This is a genomic window from Rhizobium acidisoli (assembly GCF_002531755.2).
Classification (GTDB): Bacteria; Pseudomonadota; Alphaproteobacteria; order Rhizobiales; family Rhizobiaceae; genus Rhizobium; species Rhizobium acidisoli.
On record NZ_CP035001.1, the window covers coordinates 76192 to 93796 of the forward strand.

The 17605-nt window shown below is 60.7% G+C and carries 18 protein-coding genes; 14 read left to right on the forward strand and 4 right to left on the reverse strand.

Going from position 1 to position 17605, the window contains the following annotated elements; all coding sequences use genetic code 11:
• Positions 1 to 105 precede the first annotated feature (105 nt).
• From CO657_RS29220 to CO657_RS29240, 5 genes are all read left to right on the forward strand, one after another.
• Positions 106 to 1173 carry an ABC transporter ATP-binding protein gene (locus CO657_RS29220; RefSeq protein ID WP_054184536.1) on the forward strand — a complete coding sequence of 356 codons (1068 nt, stop codon included), beginning with the start codon at positions 106 to 108 and terminating at the stop codon, positions 1171 to 1173.
• Positions 1174 to 1323: 150 nt separating this feature from the next.
• Positions 1324 to 2628 (forward strand): ABC transporter substrate-binding protein, encoded by a 1305-nt coding sequence (locus CO657_RS29225; protein ID WP_054184535.1) that lies wholly within the window; start codon positions 1324 to 1326, stop codon positions 2626 to 2628.
• Between the two features lie 142 nt (positions 2629 to 2770).
• On the forward strand, positions 2771 to 3703 hold the full coding sequence (locus CO657_RS29230; protein WP_003574893.1) for a carbohydrate ABC transporter permease: 933 nt from the start codon (positions 2771 to 2773) through the stop codon (positions 3701 to 3703).
• 23 nt (positions 3704 to 3726) lie between these two features.
• Positions 3727 to 4644 (forward strand): carbohydrate ABC transporter permease, encoded by a 918-nt coding sequence (locus tag CO657_RS29235; RefSeq protein ID WP_054184534.1) that lies wholly within the window; start codon positions 3727 to 3729, stop codon positions 4642 to 4644.
• A gap of 88 nt (positions 4645 to 4732) precedes the next feature.
• Positions 4733 to 5413, forward strand: coding sequence for a redoxin domain-containing protein (locus CO657_RS29240; RefSeq protein WP_054184533.1), 681 nt, complete (start codon positions 4733 to 4735; stop codon positions 5411 to 5413).
• Between the two features lie 33 nt (positions 5414 to 5446).
• Here the strand turns inward: CO657_RS29240 and CO657_RS29245 are convergent, their stop codons facing one another.
• On the reverse strand, positions 5447 to 6040 hold the full coding sequence (locus CO657_RS29245) for a TetR/AcrR family transcriptional regulator (protein WP_054184532.1): 594 nt from the start codon (positions 6038 to 6040) through the stop codon (positions 5447 to 5449).
• Positions 6041 to 6197: 157 nt separating this feature from the next.
• Between CO657_RS29245 and CO657_RS29250 the strand changes: the two genes are divergently transcribed.
• The 3 genes from CO657_RS29250 to CO657_RS29260 all read left to right on the forward strand — a co-directional run bounded on the left by CO657_RS29250 (position 6198) and on the right by CO657_RS29260 (position 7842).
• Positions 6198 to 6596 (forward strand): RidA family protein, encoded by a 399-nt coding sequence (locus tag CO657_RS29250; protein ID WP_054184531.1) that lies wholly within the window; start codon positions 6198 to 6200, stop codon positions 6594 to 6596.
• Positions 6597 to 6922: 326 nt separating this feature from the next.
• Positions 6923 to 7387, forward strand: a complete 465-nt coding sequence (locus CO657_RS29255; protein WP_054184530.1) for an NUDIX hydrolase — start codon at positions 6923 to 6925, stop codon at positions 7385 to 7387.
• 173 nt (positions 7388 to 7560) lie between these two features.
• Entirely contained in the window at positions 7561 to 7842 is a 282-nt protein-coding gene (locus tag CO657_RS29260) for a hypothetical protein (RefSeq protein WP_054184529.1), read from the forward strand.
• A 43-nt stretch (positions 7843 to 7885) separates the two neighbouring features.
• Here the strand turns inward: CO657_RS29260 and CO657_RS29265 are convergent, their stop codons facing one another.
• The 3 genes from CO657_RS29265 to CO657_RS29275 form a co-directional block, all read right to left on the reverse strand.
• Positions 7886 to 9931, reverse strand: a complete 2046-nt coding sequence (locus CO657_RS29265; RefSeq protein ID WP_054184528.1) for an SPFH domain-containing protein — start codon at positions 9929 to 9931, stop codon at positions 7886 to 7888.
• Between the two features lie 492 nt (positions 9932 to 10423).
• Positions 10424 to 11716 carry an MFS transporter gene (locus CO657_RS29270; RefSeq protein ID WP_197283912.1) on the reverse strand — a complete coding sequence of 431 codons (1293 nt, stop codon included), beginning with the start codon at positions 11714 to 11716 and terminating at the stop codon, positions 10424 to 10426.
• A gap of 182 nt (positions 11717 to 11898) precedes the next feature.
• The gene (locus tag CO657_RS29275; RefSeq protein ID WP_054184526.1) at positions 11899 to 12351 is read right to left on the reverse strand and encodes a MarR family winged helix-turn-helix transcriptional regulator; all 453 of its coding nucleotides are present in this window, start codon (positions 12349 to 12351) and stop codon (positions 11899 to 11901) included.
• A gap of 203 nt (positions 12352 to 12554) precedes the next feature.
• Here CO657_RS29275 and CO657_RS29280 point away from each other — a divergent pair, with 203 nt between their 5' ends.
• Genes CO657_RS29280 through CO657_RS29305 form a run of 6 tightly spaced genes read left to right on the forward strand, consistent with a single transcriptional unit; the run spans position 12555 to position 17596 of the window.
• Positions 12555 to 13094, forward strand: coding sequence for a flavin reductase family protein (locus tag CO657_RS29280; RefSeq protein WP_054184525.1), 540 nt, complete (start codon positions 12555 to 12557; stop codon positions 13092 to 13094).
• A 10-nt stretch (positions 13095 to 13104) separates the two neighbouring features.
• Positions 13105 to 14337 (forward strand): flavin-dependent monooxygenase, encoded by a 1233-nt coding sequence (locus tag CO657_RS29285; RefSeq protein ID WP_054184524.1) that lies wholly within the window; start codon positions 13105 to 13107, stop codon positions 14335 to 14337.
• Between the two features lie 44 nt (positions 14338 to 14381).
• Positions 14382 to 15362 (forward strand): gamma-resorcylate decarboxylase, encoded by a 981-nt coding sequence (gene tsdA, locus CO657_RS29290; protein ID WP_054184523.1) that lies wholly within the window; start codon positions 14382 to 14384, stop codon positions 15360 to 15362.
• A gap of 1 nt (position 15363) precedes the next feature.
• Positions 15364 to 16422 (forward strand): maleylacetate reductase, encoded by a 1059-nt coding sequence (locus CO657_RS29295; RefSeq protein WP_054184522.1) that lies wholly within the window; start codon positions 15364 to 15366, stop codon positions 16420 to 16422.
• A 20-nt stretch (positions 16423 to 16442) separates the two neighbouring features.
• Positions 16443 to 17291: a dioxygenase family protein gene (locus CO657_RS29300; protein WP_054184521.1), complete on the forward strand. Its 849-nt coding sequence runs from the start codon at positions 16443 to 16445 to the stop codon at positions 17289 to 17291.
• Entirely contained in the window at positions 17288 to 17596 is a 309-nt protein-coding gene (locus CO657_RS29305) for a YciI family protein (protein WP_054184520.1), read from the forward strand. Before CO657_RS29300 ends, CO657_RS29305 begins: the two co-directional genes overlap by 4 nt.
• Positions 17597 to 17605: the final 9 nt, after the last annotated feature.

A 17605-nucleotide genomic window follows, 5' to 3' on the forward strand; every position in this document is an offset into this window, starting at 1 on the left:
GATTGCGGTGGCTGAAGGACTTGGGAGAGATGATGGCAGCCGCCGAAGACAGAGTGAGATACGAATACTTAAAGCATGTAACGCTGATTTCTGGGAGGAGTGAGTATGGCAGGCGTTCAATTCGCGGATGTGCGGAAATCGTTCGGTGTGCATCCTGTCATCAGGGGGGTGGATATCGACATTGCCGATGGGGAATTCGTCATCCTGGTCGGCCCCTCGGGCTGCGGCAAGTCGACCCTTCTGCGGATGCTGGCAGGGCTCGAAAACATTTCCGGCGGCGAGATCAAGATCGGCGGGCGCGTCGTCAACACGCTGCCGCCGAAGGACCGGGACATCGCCATGGTGTTTCAGAACTATGCGCTCTATCCGCATATGACGGTGGAGCAGAACATGGGCTTCTCGCTGATGCTGAACAAGGCGCCGAAGGCGGAGGCCGAAAAGCGGGTGAAATATGCCGCCGGCATCCTCGGCCTCGACAAATTGCTCGACCGTTATCCGCGCCAGCTTTCCGGCGGCCAGCGCCAGCGTGTCGCCATGGGCCGGGCGATCGTGCGCGATCCGGAGGTCTTCCTGTTCGACGAGCCGCTGTCCAACCTCGATGCCAAGCTGCGCGTCGCCATGCGCGCCGAGATCAAGGAACTGCACCAGCGGCTGAAAACCACCACGGTTTACGTCACCCACGACCAGATCGAGGCGATGACCATGGCCGACAAGATCGTCGTCATGCATGACGGCATCGTCGAGCAGATCGGTTCGCCGCTCGAGCTTTACGACAAGCCGGCCAATCTCTTCGTCGGCGGCTTCATCGGTTCGCCGGCGATGAACATGATCAAGGGCAGGCTCAATCCGGAAAACCCGACACAGTTCAGGGCCTCCGACGGCACGGCGCTGCCGGTCGCCAATCCGCCGGCCGACGCCATCGGCCGCGACCTCGTCTACGGCCTTCGTCCCGAATACATCCTGCTCGACGCCAATGGCCTGCCCGGCGAAATCGTGGTGATCGAGCCGACCGGCTACGAGACACATCTCACCCTCAAGCTCGGTGGCAGCGATGTCAGCTGCGTGTTCCGCGAACGCGTCAATGCGCGGCCGGGCGAAATCCTGCGCGTCGGCATCGACGCCGCGCATGTTCATCTCTTCGATGCCGAGAGCGGCCGGAGATTGACCGACTGACGCTGTACGGCGGCGGGTCGAGGGTGGAGGAGCCCTCTCGTCGCCTGCAGGCCAGCCGCATTCCCTCTCAGGAATGCAAGGATCGTCGTTCGCCAAGCGGGAGGTGAACGCCGGGGAATTCGCACCCGCTTTTTGATGAGGAGGAATCTCATGAGGATCAGAAGACGTGACTTTCTTGCCGCCTCGGCTGCCGTCGCCGGCGCCGCCGGCCTCGGCATCCGGCCATCCCTGGCGCAGGCCGAGCCGAGCTACACGCCGGAAAGCGGTGCCAGCCTTCGCCTGCTTCGCTGGACGCCCTTCGTCAAGGGCGACGAGGAGGCCTGGCTTGCCAACACCAAGAAATTCACCGAAGCGACCGGCGTCGAGGTGCGCATCGACAAGGAAAGCTGGGAAGACATCCGCCCGAAGGCTGCGGTCGCCGCCAATGTCGGCTCCGGCCCGGATCTCATCATGTGCTGGTTTGACGACGCCCACCAGTATCCAGACAAGCTGGTCGATCTCACCGAACTCGGCAACTATCTCGGCAACAAATATGAGGGCTGGTACGACGGCGTGAAGGGGTATGCGACGCGCGGCGACACCTTCATCGCCATGCCGTTGACGGCCATCGGCAATGCCGTCGTCTACCGCGACAGCCATGTGAAGGCGGCCGGTTTCAACGAATTCCCGAACGATACCGCAGGCTTCCTCGAGCTCTGCAAGGCGATGAAGGCAAAGGGCACGCCCGCCGGCTTCCCGCACGGCAAGGCGGTCGGCGACGGCAACAACTACGCCCATTGGCTGCTCTGGAGCCATAACGGCATGATGGTCGACGAAAGCGGCAAGGTGACGATCAACAGCCCGGAGACGCTGGCTTCGATCAACTATGCCAAGGAACTCTACGCGACCTTCATTCCGGGCACGGAGAGCTGGCAGGACGTCAACAACAACCGCGCCTTCCTGGCCGGCCAGGTCTCGCTGATCGCCAACGGCGTCTCGGTCTATTACACGGCCAAGAACGACCCGAAGCTCGCCGAGATCGCCAAGGATATCCGCACGACGAACTTCCCGATCGGCCCTGTCGGCAAGAGCGTCGAGCTTTGCCAGACGAGCTCGCTGCTTCTCTTCAAGCACACAAAATATCCGGAAGCCGCAAAGGCCTACATCAAGTTCATGATGGAGGCCGACCAGATGAACGCCTGGATCCAGGGCTCCAGCGCCTATTGCTGCCAGCCGCTCAAGGCTTTCGCCAAGAACCCGATCTGGACGGCAGATCCGGTGCACGCGCCCTATGCGCGCGCCTCGGAAAAGCTGCGCCCGAACGGCTATGCCGGCCCGCTCGGCTACGCCTCGGCAGCGACCATGGCCGACTATGTTCTGGTCGACATGTATGCCGCCGCCGTTACCGGCCAGATGTCGCCTGAGGATGCGATGAAGGAAGCCGAACGCCGGGCCAACCGCTACTATCGCGTCTGAGCCCCGCTTAATGCATGTCGCCCGGAAGTGGGTAGCGGTTCTGGGACAACGACATGCACGGAAAAAAAGTACGCGGCGTGCCGGCCTTTCGGCATGCCGCAAGCTCCTCCGGGAGATCCAAAATGCGATCTGGAGATAAGCAATGTCGATGGCAAATTCGGGGGATAGGCGTGGGCCGGTCTCTTCGCTCCTGCAGAACAACAATGTGCTCGGCTTCCTGTTCATGCTGCCGGCGGCGGTGTTCCTTGTCTGCTTTCTCACCTATCCGCTGGGGCTCGGCGTCTGGCTCGGCTTCACCGATACCCGGATCGGCCGCGACGGCATCTTCATCGGGCTGGAGAACTACCAGTTCCTGATGGACGACTCCGTCTTCTGGCTGTCGGTCTTCAACACCATTCTCTATACCTCCGTCGCCTCGGTGCTGAAATTCGCGCTGGGCCTCTGGCTGGCAATGCTGCTCAACCAGCATCTGCCCTACAAATCCTTCTTCCGGGCCATCGTTCTGCTGCCCTGGGTCGTACCGACGGTGCTTTCGGCGCTGGCCTTCTGGTGGATCTACGATTCCCAGTTCTCGATCATCTCCTGGTCGCTGATGAAGCTGGGGCTGATCAGTGGGCCAATCAACTTCCTCGGCGATCCGATCAATGCCCGCATATCCGTCATTGTCGCCAATGTCTGGCGCGGCATTCCTTTCGTGGCGATCTCGCTGCTTGCGGGGCTGCAGACGATCCCGGCGTCGCTGCAGGAGGCTGCCTCGCTCGACGGCGCCACGAGCTGGCAGCGTTTCCGCTATGTGACGCTGCCGATGCTGACGCCAATCATCGCCGTCGTGATGACCTTCTCGGTGCTTTTCACCTTTACCGACTTCCAGCTCATCTACGTGCTGACCAAGGGCGGCCCCGTCAACGCGACGCATCTGATGGCGACGCTGTCGTTCCAGCGCGGCATTCCCGGCGGCCAGCTTGGCGAGGGTGCGGCCATAGCGGTTGCCATGGTGCCCTTCCTGCTCGGCGCGATCATGTTCAGCTTCTTCGGCCTGCAACGGCGCAAGTGGCAGCAGGGCGGCCAAGATTAAGGCCAAGAATTAGGAGAATGACGATGTCGACACGTTCAAACACAGCCGATCGGGCCAACACCGCCAATCAGGTCGTGACCGACAATGCCGAAGGCATGAGCTATCTGAACCGCCTGCCGCGGCGGATCGTCATGCTCTATTTGCCGATGGCCGTCTTCGTCTTCGTTCTGCTCTTCCCCTTCTACTGGATGGCGATCACCGCGGTGAAACCCAACGAACAGCTGACCGATTACAGCAATTACAGCCCGTTCTGGGTGGTCGGGCCGACGCTGGCGCACATCAAATACCTGTTCCTCGAGACATCCTATCCGGGCTGGCTGTGGAACACGATGCTGGTGGCGGTCTGCTCCACCTTCCTCTCGCTGGTGGCTTCGGTGTTGGGTGCCTATGCCATCGAGCGCGTCCGCTTCACCGGCTCGCGTTCCGTCGGCCTGGTGATCTTCCTCGCCTATCTCGTGCCGCCGTCGATCCTCTTCATCCCGCTTGCCTTCATCGTCTTCAAGCTGGGCATCTACGACTCCCGGCTGGCGCTGATCTTCACCTACCCGACCTTCCTCATTCCTTTCTGCACCTGGCTACTGATGGGCTATTTCCGCTCGATCCCGTTCGAGCTGGAGGAAAGCGCGCTGGTGGATGGCGCCAACAGATGGCAGATTCTCACCAAGATCATCCTGCCACTCGCCGTGCCGGGGCTGATTTCGGCCGGGATCTTCGCCTTCACGCTGTCCTGGAACGAATTCATCTATGCCCTTACTTTCATTCAGTCATCGGAGAATAAAACCATTCCCGTCGGCGTGCTGACCGAACTGGTGCGCGGCGATGTCTTCGAATGGGGGGCGCTGATGGCCGGCGCCCTGTTCGGTTCGCTGCCGGTGGTCATCCTCTACTCGTTCTTCGTGGATTACTACGTGTCCTCGATGACCGGGGCGGTGAAGGAGTGACAGACGCTGAGCACTGGGCCTTCTTGCGACAAGTGGTATAGTTGAATTCCGGTCGTCCTCCTGGACGATACGACAAGGGAATTATCCCATGGGTGACCAGAAACGCCCGCTGCAGCCTGGTGACGCCGCGCCCGGATTCGCACTGGCCGCGGCCAACTTCGACGGAACGGTCTCTTTCGCCGACTTGCGCGGCCGCCCGTTCCTGATCGGCTTCTTTCGCGGACTGCACTGCCCGTTCTGCCGGCGCCAGCTGGAACAGCTTGCCGCGGTACAGCCGACCCTCTACGCCGCCGGAGTGGAGACCGTCGCCGTTATCAATACACCGGTGGAACGTGCGCGGCTGTATTTCCGCCACCGGCCGACGCCGGTAACGCTTCTGTGCGACCCGGATTGCCGCACGCACCGGGCCTACGGTGTGCCGCATGCCGGGTTCCTGCCCGATGGGAGCCGCGAGCAGCCCGAATGGCCCTATAGGACAACAATGGCGCAGTTCCAGACGGCACGCATCAACCCCACCGGCGAACTGCCGGAACCGCTGCACCCGATGGAAGCCAACACGATACTCAACGCCAAGGACGGCTTCGAGCTTGTCGAAGCCGACCATGCGATCTTCGAGAACCACGCAACCCAGCTCGTCGGGCACTACCTGGTCAATGCGAACGGCACGATCGGCTGGGCGCGGATCGAGGCGCTCGACGGACCGAACAACCTCTCCGTCTTCCCCACGACGGCGGAGATCATCACCGCCGCCGGCAGCCTTGGACGCTGACCTGCCACGAACCCTCAGCCAGCTGCCGGCAGATCACAGACGCTGCAAAAGCAGACCTGCCGCCAAGGCATGAAAGGCCTCGACCGCTTTCGGCAGCACGCCCTGCGAATCTTCGCTGGCGGCGATCCAGAGAGCCGCATTGAACGCCGCGCCGCTCAGCAATCGGGCCGTCGCCTCCGCGTCAAGCGGCTTGAGGATGCCCTGTGCAATCAGGCGCTCGACGGTGCTCTTTGTCACCTGCAGACAGGTGTTCTGGCTCGGCCATTGCGAGGGATCGCCAAGAACCGCAGGCCCGTCGAGCAGGACGATGCGTTGGACTTCCGGATTGAGCGCCATCTCGATATAGGCCGCACCCTCGGCAAGCAGACCTTGCCAAACGTTACCCGCTCGCGCCCCGATCTCTTTGGCGCGCGCCGCCATTTCCATATCGATCTGATCGACAACCGCTGCCAGCAGCCCGCGCTTATCTCCGAAATTGTGGTAAAGCGCGCCCCGTGTCAGACCGGCGTCCGCCGTCAGCTCGTCCATAGATGCTGCGGTGTACCCCTTTTCCGCGAAAGCCTTTCGTGCAGCCGCGATCAACTTGCCGCGGTTTTCCTGCATCGTTTCGCTGCGTGTTCTTGCCATCCAGCCCTCTCAAATTCACATACGCGGCGTATCCGGTATTGACATACGCCACGTATGCAAGATATTACACATACGTACCGTATATCAAATATTGCGCAAGCCTGTGAAGCGCCACGCCACGCTGATGGGTCGTTGCCAACGATAAAGAGAGACGAGGATGACCCAACGCGAAGCAATCTTTCCTGCCGACAGGCACGCTCTTTACGAAAAGCACGGCTATTCCGCCGCGATTCGGTCCGGTGATCTGCTTTTTGTGTCCGGACAGGTCGGAAGCCGTCCTGATGGAACAGTCGAGCCCGATTTCGAAAGGCAGGTGAGGCTGGCCTTCGAAAATTTGAAGGCGACGCTGCGCGCAGCCGGCTGCATGCTGGATGATATCGTCGATGTCACCAGCTTCCACACCGACCCTGAAAACCAGTTCGCAACCATCATTGCCGTCAAGCAGGAAATTTTCAGCAAGCCGCCTTATCCGAACTGGACTGCGCTCGGCGTCAACTGGCTCGCTGGCTTCGACTTCGAGATAAAGGTTATCGCCCGTATCCCGGCCAGCGAATGAAAGCGCCACATCCGGCGGCACGGGAACGCCCTTAAGGGGAAAGTCCACAACTTGCGCCGCCGGTCTTGTCAAGAACTTGCCGACATCGCTAGCCGCCCCTATCTCATGTCGAACAGACTTGATGGAGCGACGAGATGGTGGAACTTGTGGTTGACACTCTCTTCGATACGACGATCGAGATCATTCCTCCGGAAGACAGAGAAGACCAGCCCGATGGCCGTGTCTGCCTTTGCTGCAAACGCCGGTGTCGATGGATGGACGATGACGGCTGCGGCATCTGCGAGGAATGCCTGGCCTCATGATGAACGCGGCAAGGGCATAGCGCGATGGCACTCCGGAGCGCCGGACTTCTCATCTATCGGCGCGTATCCAGCGACCTCGAAGTCCTTCTCGTTCATCCGGGCGGCCCCTTCTGGGCTGGAAAAGACGAGGCTGCCTGGTCGATCCCGAAGGGATTGGTCGAGCCTGATGAGGATGAACTCGCCACGGCGATGAGGGAGACGGCCGAAGAGCTTGGAGTGGCCATCGACGGCAGAGTGACGCCGCTCGGCGAATATCGGCAGCCTGGCGGCAAGATCGTTGTCGCGTGGTCGATCGAAGCCGATCCGGCATTGGACGTGAATGCAATACGAAGCTCTGAATTTCAAATGGAATGGCCGCCGAGATCAGGCCAGATGACGAGCTTTCCGGAGGTTGACCGCGCGGGATGGTTTTCCCTGGCCGAGGCGGGAACGAAGCTGTTGAAAGGGCAGCGACCGATGCTTGCCGACCTCCTGAAGCATCAGGAATGATCGGGGCGAAATGATTGCTTGAGCCGCCCGTTTCGCTGCACGCATGCGTGAAGCGCGCGGCAGCTATGCGTTGCTTCTGCAGACTTCCATCTCCATCTGACAGTCACAGCCGCCTCACTCAATCGAGACAACCGGCGCTGCGACCCGTCTTGGGCACGCGCGAGGAGACAATCATGAACGGCATATCGAAAACCCTGAACGACATGACGCTGGTCGAGCGGTCGAGCCTGCTCGACACCGTCGCCGACGCCCTGGAGGCAACCGCCGAGGAGGCCGAAGGGGAGGGCGACGCCCGCTTCGTCGCCAATTCCATCTGTATCGCCAATACGATCCGAGGATTATCCGGGGAGCTTGCACCGCGCGATCTGCGGGCAGCCGAGCTGCTCCTCGAGCAGGGTATTATGCTCGTCCACCAATTCTCCAGCAGGGTGAAACCAGGCGGAATGAAGCATTAGCGCAAAGCGCAAAATCGGGCCGGCAAAGCCGGCCCGTCCGTCATCACTGCTGCTCGATCGGCGCCGGCACCGCAGCCGGTGAAGCCGGCCGTCCAAGCCGATCGGCGACCAGCATCGACAGCATCATTTCCACAAGGCCATTGGCGGCGCCCTTTTCGCCGCCGGCGCCGCCGACCTGGATCTGCGGCACGAGCGGCAGCCTGCCATTTTCGATCGCTTCGGCGAAGCGCATGAGCACCTGCGAGTGCAGCTGATAGTCCGGCCCACCGAAGGCCGCGACCTTCTTCTCAGTCGCCTCGGCTTCCGCCAGACCGACGGCACGCACCTTCTGGGCATCGGCGAAACCGGTCGCCTTGATGCGCTCGGCATCGGCAAGTGCGATCGCCTTGATCCGGTCGGCCTCACCCAGGCCGGCGAGGCGCACTTTCTCGGCCTCTGCCTTGGCGGTGACCTGAATGGTTTCTGCCTGCTGACGGGTGCGGGCGAGCTGCGCCTTGCCTTCGTTCTCGCTGATCTCGATGGTCAGCGCGGATGTGGTGATCTTGGCCTGTTGTTCGGCGAGCGCTTGCTTCTCGCGCAATGTGCGCTCCTGGATCGCCGCCGCCTCCTGCAATTTATAGGTCTCGACCTTTTCAACGGCGATCTGACGCTCGCGCAGCTGAATCAGTATCTGCTCGATGCTGTTCTGGCCATTGCTGGCCCGCGGCGTGCCGATCAGCACTTCCTGCAGTTCGAGGCTATAGGAGTTGAACTTCTCGCGCATTTCGTCGCCGGATTTGCGCTGGATTTCGCTGCGTTCCTGCAGCAGTTCGATCAGGGTCTTCGTCTGGGCGATATTCTTGAAATAGGCCGAGACCATCGGATCGAGCGTCTGTTCGACCAGCCGTTTGATATCGCCGAAACGCTGCACGACGAGGGGCGCCTTCATGTAGTCGATATGCACGACGACCGAGAGCGGCAGCACCGGTTCGAACGCATCCTTGGTGATCAGCGACACTTCGGACAGATTCTCGTCCAGCCTGTGCTCGCCGAACTGTTCCTTCGTCCATTTGAGCACGAAGTTGGTGGTCGGCACGATGATGATGTTGCCGGCATAAGTGTTGAAGGCATATTTTCCCGGCAGAAGCGGCGTCGACCAGACACCGCGTGCGCCGGTCTCGACCAGTTCGCCATGACGATAGGACTGGCCCGAGATATCAGCGCTTCGGCGGCCGGTATAGGACACGACCACACCCACCGTGCCGACGTCGATGATCGTCTTCTCCACAAGTTCGACGGTGGCGAAGATACGGTTGAGGAAATAACTGCCGTCGGCAAGCACCTGCAATTGCCGGCCGCGATAACCGCCGGCATTGAGAAACTTCTCCGGATCCTGGAAGTTGTTGTGAAAGTTCGGATCTTTCGGGTTGTTGGCAACGGTCGGCGCGATGATCTCGCCATCCGGCAGCGCCGGACCGTCATGGATGGTGACGACGCCGATCAGGTCCTCGGCGTCATGAATGACGACGGGCTCGAAGCCGTTCCGCTCGCTGATCAGCGTCGACATGTCGGCAAACAGTCCTTGTTCCGACGCGTTCAGGTTGACGGCATAGGTCGATTGTGCGGTCAGCACGATGAACTGCGCCAGATTGATGGCATAGGTGCCTTCGCGCAGGATCTTGCGCTGCGGCCCCTTCTGGCCGCCCTTTGTCAGAAAGCCGCGCACATCCTGAAAATCATCGGCATCGACATTCGAGGCAAGCGTCTGGGTCGGCGGCAGCGGCTCGCCGTCACGGGCGAAGACATAGCCAATCTGGCCCTGTGGAATGGTCACGAGATTGGCGCGGTGCATGGCATACTGGAACGGCATGAAGAAATGCAGGCCGCCGCGCACGACGCCCGGCTGGAAGCCGGCCTCGCCATAGAGCGCAATGAAGCCATTGTCGACGGAGCCGCGAAAACTCCAGAGCTTTTCGAGAATGCCGAGCCTGTCGTTGGGGATATAACGGATCACGCCGCTCCACCGGAACAGGATTGCCAGCACGATGAGCGTGACGGCGATTTCGATCGCCTTCCATCCCATCGGGCTCAGATATTGTAGGGTTTCCATCTTTTCTTTCCTATGGGCGCACGGGTTCGTCCACCGGACGGCCACCCGATTGGTAATGATTGATAAAATGGGGAGATTGCGTGCCTAAGCCTGCGACGCGCTGAGAGCGTGTCGGACGTTGGGGCTGCTTATTGTCTGGGAAAATGACCGCGGGTCCCTCGTCCCCACCGAGGAACGGTGCGGTCGTTATGGTCTCACATCGGTGTCGCCTTGATAGACATGACGATGGAGGACGTAGGGATTGCGCCTTAAGGTTTAAAGACGTCCGATACTGAAATCAGGCAAGTACTTCCAGCGATTTCGATATTTCGAGCATTCAATTATACTGAATTACGCCGTTCAGCATATTTGTTTCAGTGCGCGCCGTCGAGATGAATGTACCCGGTGCTGCTGAAGCGGCGCTTTGAGCGACCCGCTCCCGAGTGGAACTGGGTACACGAAATCTGCATTGCCGGCAGGCTCTGTCATGCCTGCCGGCAATCCGGCCATCAGTCAGCTTTTTTTGCGATAGAGCAATGTCATGAGCGCAAGGACGCATCCTACAGCTCCGACAGATGCGAAGATGTAGAAATTCCACTGCGGAGCAAGGCCTGCACCCAGAACACCACCGCCGATGGCCGGTCCGATCATGCCGCCGATACGGCCGATGCCGAGTGAGAAGCCGAGGCCGGTTCCACGGATCTCGACCGGATAGAGGTTTCCAACGAGAATATTGGCGAGGATTTGCGTGCCGATCGTTCCCGTACCCGCAAGTGCGACGAGGCCGTAGACCTGCAGGCCCTGATCCACTTGCGTCAGCAGCCAGATCGAGCAGGCTCCGAGCAGGAACATGCCTGCGACGACAATCTTGACATTGCCGCGGTCGGCAATCCTTGCGCCGATCAATAGGCCGACTGCGGCTCCGAGATTGAGGGTTACCGAGAAGAGGAGGGCGGAACCGAGGTCATAGCCCATCTTGTTCATGATGGTTGGAAGCCAGTTGACCATGCCGAATGTCAGCAGCAGCGAACAGAAGTGGATGCCCCATGCGTTCAAGGTCGGCAGCAGGCGGCCTTCGGAAAACAGCGACCGGATGCCGACCTGCACAATAGGCCTGGCTACGGGATTGGGCAGCCCATATTGGTCTGCGATCTGGTTGGCTTCGCTCTGGCGGTTCTTCGTTGCCAGCCATTCGGGCGATTCAGGGATGAGGCGGATGAAGAAAGGCAGAAGCAGGATCGGTGCGCCGCCGATGATCATCAGCGGACGCCATCCGTATTTCTGTATCAGCAACATTCCGAGGATGCCCGAAATGATGCCGCCGGCGAGATAACCGAGAAGCGCGATCGAATAGGCCAGCGCCTTCCGCTTCGGCGGGGAAAACTCGATGATCAATGCGGTTACCGTCGGAAAAAGAGCGCCAAGGCCCAGGCCGGCGAGAAAGCGTGTTGCCTCGAAAACGAGAAAGTTCGGTGCAAGACCGCTGCCGATCATCATCACGGAGAAGCTCAGCAGACTGCCTATGATGACCTTGCGACGGCCTATCCTGTCAGCGAGTGTTCCCGCGACGAGAGCGCCGAGCAGCATGCCGAACAGGGTGATGGAAGCAGCTCGTCCGACCATGCCGGGCGTCAGGCCCCAGCTTGCTTCACCGAGCAGCGCCGGCGCGACTGCGCCGTAAACGATCAGGTCATAACCGTCGAACAGGATCAGCAGGCCGCAAAGAGCGATGATGATATTCGGGTTGCGAACGCGTTCGTTGAAAATAGCGAGATCTTGTATGGCCAATTTTCCCTCCCCATACATTGAGTACAGGAAGTACGCTCCTGCCAACGGCAGGATCCGCATCGATCCATGTACAAATCCTCCTGGATCATTGCCGGCGTGGTTCCTCCCAGCGCCAGACTCACCCGCGAGCGGGCGATGTCAAGACAACGATGACACGCTATTAAATACTTGCGAATAAAATATTTGCAACTGCAAACTTTTCAGCCTGCAGCTTTTCCCTTTGCGGATATTGCCGGCAGGTTGCTGTGCATGCGGCGCAGCGCATTCTTCAGGGCTGCGACCTCCTCGGCCGACATGCCCTGAACCGCGGTGCGTTCAAGCTCCACGGCAAGCGGCATGAGCCTTTCCGTCAGCGCCTCTCCCTGCGAGGTCAGCCTGACGATGACGATACGGCCGTTGTCTTCCGGACGTGTTCTCGACACCAGCTTGCGCTTGGCCAATGTGCCGACCAGGCGCGAAAGCGTCGAAATCTCGACAGAGACGACGTCGGCGAGATCCCCAAGCGTGCTCTCCCGGCGCTCCTTCAGCATGGCCAGAACCCGGTACATCGCCACGCTGAGATCGTCTTCGGCAATTCTCTGCGAGAATACCTCGGCTATCCGCACGCCGGCGCGATTGAGAAGATACGGAACGGAATCGGTAAGTTTGTACATATCTCTGTCTGCTGGCGGGATTCGGGGCTCGCTGGTCGTTCTCTCCGACATGCACCCAAATGACCGGGATGACAACACGATTGGCTTTCAGCCGCCAACAATTGGCTGGGTAGATCGAACGTTTTCCCGCTTGATTCCTAAATTTGCGTTGACAACAGTTGCGAATGCAATAATTTGAAGATGAGGAAACACGGGAGGAAATCATGTCTGCCACTGCTGCCCTCGGTATAGCGCCGGCCCCCGCACCGATCAGCGATGCGTTTCGATCGACCATGCGCCGTTTCCCGGCGACGGTGACGGTCATTTCCGCCTGCCGCAACGGTGCGGATCATGGAATGACGGCAACGGCCGTCACATCGCTTTCGATGGATCCTCCCTCTCTTCTCATCTGCCTGAACAATCGCACCTACCTGCATGACATGCTGCTTGAAGTGCCGGAATTCGCGGTCAGCATTCTGACCGACAGGCAAGCCGCCGTGTCGGAAGGTTTCAGCGGCAAGATTGCGCCCGAGCGCCGTTTCGACGCTGCCGATTGGGTTCGCCATGAGCGCGGCATGATGGTGCTGGGCTCGGCTCATGCCTCGGTCGTCTGCCGCCGCATGGGCGTCGTTCCCTATGGCACGCACACGATCTTCATCGGGCAGGTGGTGGATACTCGTCTTTCCCAAGACACCGTCGCGCTGATGTACGAGAACTCGAAATATTGCGCGCCACTGCACGCGCTTCCCGCATCCCAGAACTGAAGGTCGTTCCATGAACAATACAGCCGCCCTTTTTCCCGCCTCGGCGCGGGTCGAGACCGCATGTCTTGCCGATCGCATCGTCCCGGTACTGGACGAAATCCGTGCCGGTGCGCGCGATACGGAAAAATTGGGCCGCGTGCCGGCGCGCAATATCGATCTGCTGCGCTCGGCCGGCTATTTCGATATCGTCAAGCCCGCCCGTTTCGGCGGCGCCGAAGGATCGTTTGCCGAGCTTGTCGATGCCAATATCGAACTGTCGTCGGCCTGTGCCTCCACCGGCTGGGTGGCCGGCCTGCTTTCCGCGCATCAATGGCTGCTCGCCATGTTCGACGAACGGGTTCAGCAGGAGGTGTGGGGCGGCAATCCGGATGCGCTGCTCTGCGGTTCCTATGCGCCGGTCCGCATGGCTGAACGCGTCGAGGGTGGTTTTCGGCTATCCGGCGACTGGGCCTTTGCCAGCGGATGCGAAAATGCAGGATGGGCGCTCTGTGCGGCGATCATTCCGCCGAAAGGCGAGGGGGAGCGTCCGGTGCCGGCGTTCCTTCTGGTTCCCGCCGGCGATTACACCATTGCCGAGACCTGGGATGTGGTCGGCCTCGCCGGCACCGGCTCGAAGAGCCTGATCCTCGAAGAGGTCTTCGTTCCGGAATACCGCATGCTGAGCTTTGCTGATGCGACCTCCGGCAGAACGCCCGGCGGGCGTGGCTACAAGGGCATCGGCCTTTTCAACATTCCGCTCCTCATGGGCATTCCCTTCTGCCTCGGCAGCGCCGCCGTCGGTGGGGCGAAGGGCGCACTCGACAGCTATATCGGCCACATCGGGACCCGCGTGACACGGGGTGCGGTTGCCGGTGGCAACAACAAGATCGCGGAGTTTCCGACGATCCAGCTTCGCGTGGCGGAAGCCTCCGCATCGGTCGACGCCGCCCGCGAAATCCTTCTGCGCGATATTGCCCGGGCGCAGCAATTGGCCCAGGCCCGCGAGGATGGCGCCGCAGAAATCACCGAGGAAGATCGGATTCTCGCCCGCCGCAGCCAATCCTTTGCGGTCAGCCTGGCGCTTCGGGCCGTGGAGGCACTCAATGCATCGACAGGCGGCCTCGGCCTGCAGATGTCCAACCCGGTTCAGCGCGCCTGGCGCGACGCAAATGCCGTCGGGCGCCACATTTCCATGAACTGGGATGCCGTCGGTACCATGGTCGGCCAGCAGTTGCTCGGCCTTCCGCCCAAGGGACAATTCTGACCCGCCACCCTCATCGTTTCGAAAGACAGGAAAGAGAGCATATCGTGCAAGGCAAGATCGCGCTTGAAGAACATTTCGCCATTCCCGAGACGCTGCAGGATTCGGCCGGATTCGTGCCGGGCGACTACTGGACGGAACTGTCCGCCCGGCTTCTCGATATCCAGGATAAGCGTTTGCGGCTGATGGATGCCCACGGCGTCGAAAAAATGATCCTGTCGCTGAACGCCCCGGCCGTGCAGGCGATCCCGGACAAGGCCAAGGCCCTGGAGGTTTCCCGGCGCGCCAACGACTTTCTGGCGGAGCAATGCGTCAAGAACCCCAACCGTTTTCTGGGATTTGCCGCTTTGCCCCTGCAGGATCCGGATACGGCAACGCAGGAACTGCAGCGCTGTGTAACGACGCTGGGCTTCGTCGGCGCACTGGTCAACGGCTTCTCGCAGGAGAGCGACGGAACGACGCCGCTCTATTACGACCTGCAGCAATACCGCCCGTTCTGGGCCGAAGTCGAAAAACTCAACGTTCCCTTCTATCTGCATCCGCGCAACCCGCTGCCGCAGGATAGCCGCATCTATGCCGGCCACTCCTGGCTGATGGGTCCGACATGGGCGTTCGCGCAGGAAACCGCCGTTCATGCGCTGCGCCTGATGGGATCCGGTCTGTTCGACGAACATCCGGCTTTGCGGATCATCGTCGGCCACATGGGCGAGGGGCTGCCGTTCATGATGTGGCGTATCGACAACCGGAATGCCTGGGTCAAGGTAGAAAAGAACTATCCGGCCAAACGTCCGATTGCCGATTATTTCAACGAGAATTTCTACATCACGACGTCGGGGAATTTCCGCACGCAATCGCTGATCGATGCTATGCTGGAAATCGGCGCGGACAGAATTCTGTTTTCGACAGACTGGCCATTCGAAAACATCGACCATGCTGCAAACTGGTTCGACAGCGCCACCATTTCCGAAGCCGACCGGCTGAAGATCGGTCGCACCAATGCGGTTTCACTGTTCAAGCTCGATCGATAGCATGGTCGCACCTTTCAGATATACGGCCAGCGCGGCTGAGATCATCTTCGGGAGCGGCTCACTGAGCCGTCTCGCCGAGGCGGTTGCACGGCAGGGAGGCAAACGCGCTCTGATCCTTTCGACCCCACACCAGAAGCAAGAGGCAGAACGTATCGCTGCTTCCCTCGGCCCGATCGCGGCGGGACTGTTTAACGAGGCGGCGATGCATACGCCGGTCAATGTGACCGAACGTGCGATGGCTAGATACAGCCAAGCCGGCGCCGATTGTGTCGTCGCGATCGGCGGCGGATCGACGATCGGGCTCAGCAAGGCAATCGCCTATCGCAACGATGCGCCGCAAATCGTGGTGGCGACGACCTATGCCGGGTCGGAGGTCACACCGATCCTCGGCCAGACGGAGAACGGCCAGAAGAGCACGGTTCGCGGGCCCGGCATCCTGCCCGAGGTGGTGATCTACGATCCTGAATTGACATTGGGCCTGCCGGTCGAGATCAGCGTCAGCAGCGGGCTCAATGCAATGGCACATGCCGTCGAAGGCCTCTACGCAGAGGACCGCAATCCGATTTCGTCGATGATGGCGGTCGAAGGCCTGCGGGCGCTGAAGCACGCTCTGCCTCAGATCGTCCAAGCCCCTCGGGATATCGAAGCGCGAAGCGAAGCGCTTTACGGGTCCTGGCTATGCGGCACGGTGCTCGGAACGGTCGGGATGGCCCTGCATCACAAGCTTTGCCACACGCTGGGCGGCAGCTTCGATCTGCCGCATGCCGAAACCCATGCGGTCGTTCTTCCCCATTCCGCCGACTATAACGCCGCAGCCGCGACGGATGCGCTAAGGCCTGCCGCCGAGCTTTTCGGCGGCTCGCTCGGCCGCGGTCTTTATGATTTTGCCGCTTCGATCGGCGCCCCCCTGGCGCTGCGAGATCTTGGCATGAAGGAGGCCGATCTGGACCGCGCGGCCGAAATCGCCGCTCGGAATCCCCATTGGAACCCGCGTCCGATCGAAGGAAAAGCGATCCGGGTTTTGTTGCAGAGCGCCTGGGAGGGCGCGCGGCCGCGTTAACGCCTCAGGAGGATGGCCACGTGCCTGAATATTTCAGCGAAGAGAGATCCGTGGAAGCCGTCAACGCGCGCATGGGGCGGGACATCAATCCGCGCCTGGCCGAAATCATGGCGTCGCTGGTCAAGCATCTGCATGCTTTTGCCAGGGATATCAGCCTGAGCCAGGAGGAATGGGCGTTGGCCATCGGCTTCCTGACCCGAACCGGCCATCTCTGTCATGACGAGCGACAGGAGTTCATCCTGCTCAGCGATACGCTTGGTTTGTCGATGCTGGTGGATGCCATCAACAACCGCCGTCCGCCGGACGCGACAGAGAATACCGTGTTCGGGCCGTTCCATGTCGAAGGGGCGCCCATACGGCAGATGGGTGAAAACATCTCGCTCGACGGCAAGGGCGAGAGTTGTCTGTTCATCGGGCGGGTGCTCAATCTTAACGGCAATCCGATCGAGGGAGCACGGATCGATGTCTGGTCGGATAATGCCGATGGTTTCTACGACGTCCAACAGCCGGATATCCAGCCGAAATGGAACAACCGGGGCATCTTCGTCACCGGCGCCGATGGCGCCTATAGTTTCCTCGGCATCAAGCCGGTCTCCTATCCGATCCCGGATGACGGCCCGGTCGGCCAGATGCTGGCATCCCTCGGCCGCCATCCCTATCGTCCCGCCCACACCCATTACCTGATCACGGCTCCGGGTCATCAGAAGCTCGTAACCCACACTTTCGTCGGCGACGATCCCTATCTGGAATCCGATACGGTGTTTGGCGTAAAACACAGCCTTGTCGCGCCTTTCGAGCGCATAGATCGTCCGACCATCTGGCGCTCCGATTTCGATTTCGTGCTGACACCGATCGAGGACGGACAATGATCGTTGCCCGCCATGCGGTATCCGACCCCGGCAAGGCCGCAGAACGCTCGCGATTGCTGGAGGAACACAAGGCCTATCTGCAAGGCGCAGCGATCCGCATCCTGCTTTCCGGCCCTTCCGCGCCGCCGGTGGAGGGCAGGGGTTCAACCGCCCTCGTGATCGCAGAGGTCGAGACGCTCGCCGAGTTCGAGGCGTTCAACACAGGAGACCCCTTCGTCCGCTCCGGTGTTTACGCCAGCGTCGAGATCTTCGAATGGCGGCCCACGCTTGGGCTTCTTCTGGAGAGACTCTCCGACGGCAGCTGAAAACCTGAC

Excerpts from the sequence above, each read along its gene's own strand:
- CO657_RS29220 (WP_054184536.1), top strand. The coding sequence starts at position 106 with ATGGCAGGCGTTCAATTCGCGGATGTGCGGAAATCGTTCGGTGTGCAT.
- CO657_RS29225 (WP_054184535.1), top strand. The coding sequence starts at position 1,324 with ATGAGGATCAGAAGACGTGACTTTCTTGCCGCCTCGGCTGCCGTCGCC.
- CO657_RS29230 (WP_003574893.1), top strand. The coding sequence starts at position 2,771 with ATGTCGATGGCAAATTCGGGGGATAGGCGTGGGCCGGTCTCTTCGCTC.
- CO657_RS29235 (WP_054184534.1), top strand. The coding sequence starts at position 3,727 with ATGTCGACACGTTCAAACACAGCCGATCGGGCCAACACCGCCAATCAG.
- CO657_RS29240 (WP_054184533.1), top strand. The coding sequence starts at position 4,733 with ATGGGTGACCAGAAACGCCCGCTGCAGCCTGGTGACGCCGCGCCCGGA.
- CO657_RS29245 (WP_054184532.1), bottom strand. The coding sequence starts at position 6,040 with ATGGCAAGAACACGCAGCGAAACGATGCAGGAAAACCGCGGCAAGTTG.
- CO657_RS29250 (WP_054184531.1), top strand. The coding sequence starts at position 6,198 with ATGACCCAACGCGAAGCAATCTTTCCTGCCGACAGGCACGCTCTTTAC.
- CO657_RS29255 (WP_054184530.1), top strand. The coding sequence starts at position 6,923 with ATGGCACTCCGGAGCGCCGGACTTCTCATCTATCGGCGCGTATCCAGC.
- CO657_RS29260 (WP_054184529.1), top strand. The coding sequence starts at position 7,561 with ATGAACGGCATATCGAAAACCCTGAACGACATGACGCTGGTCGAGCGG.
- CO657_RS29265 (WP_054184528.1), bottom strand. The coding sequence starts at position 9,931 with ATGGAAACCCTACAATATCTGAGCCCGATGGGATGGAAGGCGATCGAA.
- CO657_RS29270 (WP_197283912.1), bottom strand. The coding sequence starts at position 11,716 with ATGTATGGGGAGGGAAAATTGGCCATACAAGATCTCGCTATTTTCAAC.
- CO657_RS29275 (WP_054184526.1), bottom strand. The coding sequence starts at position 12,351 with ATGTACAAACTTACCGATTCCGTTCCGTATCTTCTCAATCGCGCCGGC.
- CO657_RS29280 (WP_054184525.1), top strand. The coding sequence starts at position 12,555 with ATGTCTGCCACTGCTGCCCTCGGTATAGCGCCGGCCCCCGCACCGATC.
- CO657_RS29285 (WP_054184524.1), top strand. The coding sequence starts at position 13,105 with ATGAACAATACAGCCGCCCTTTTTCCCGCCTCGGCGCGGGTCGAGACC.
- CO657_RS29295 (WP_054184522.1), top strand. The coding sequence starts at position 15,364 with ATGGTCGCACCTTTCAGATATACGGCCAGCGCGGCTGAGATCATCTTC.
- CO657_RS29305 (WP_054184520.1), top strand. The coding sequence starts at position 17,288 with ATGATCGTTGCCCGCCATGCGGTATCCGACCCCGGCAAGGCCGCAGAA.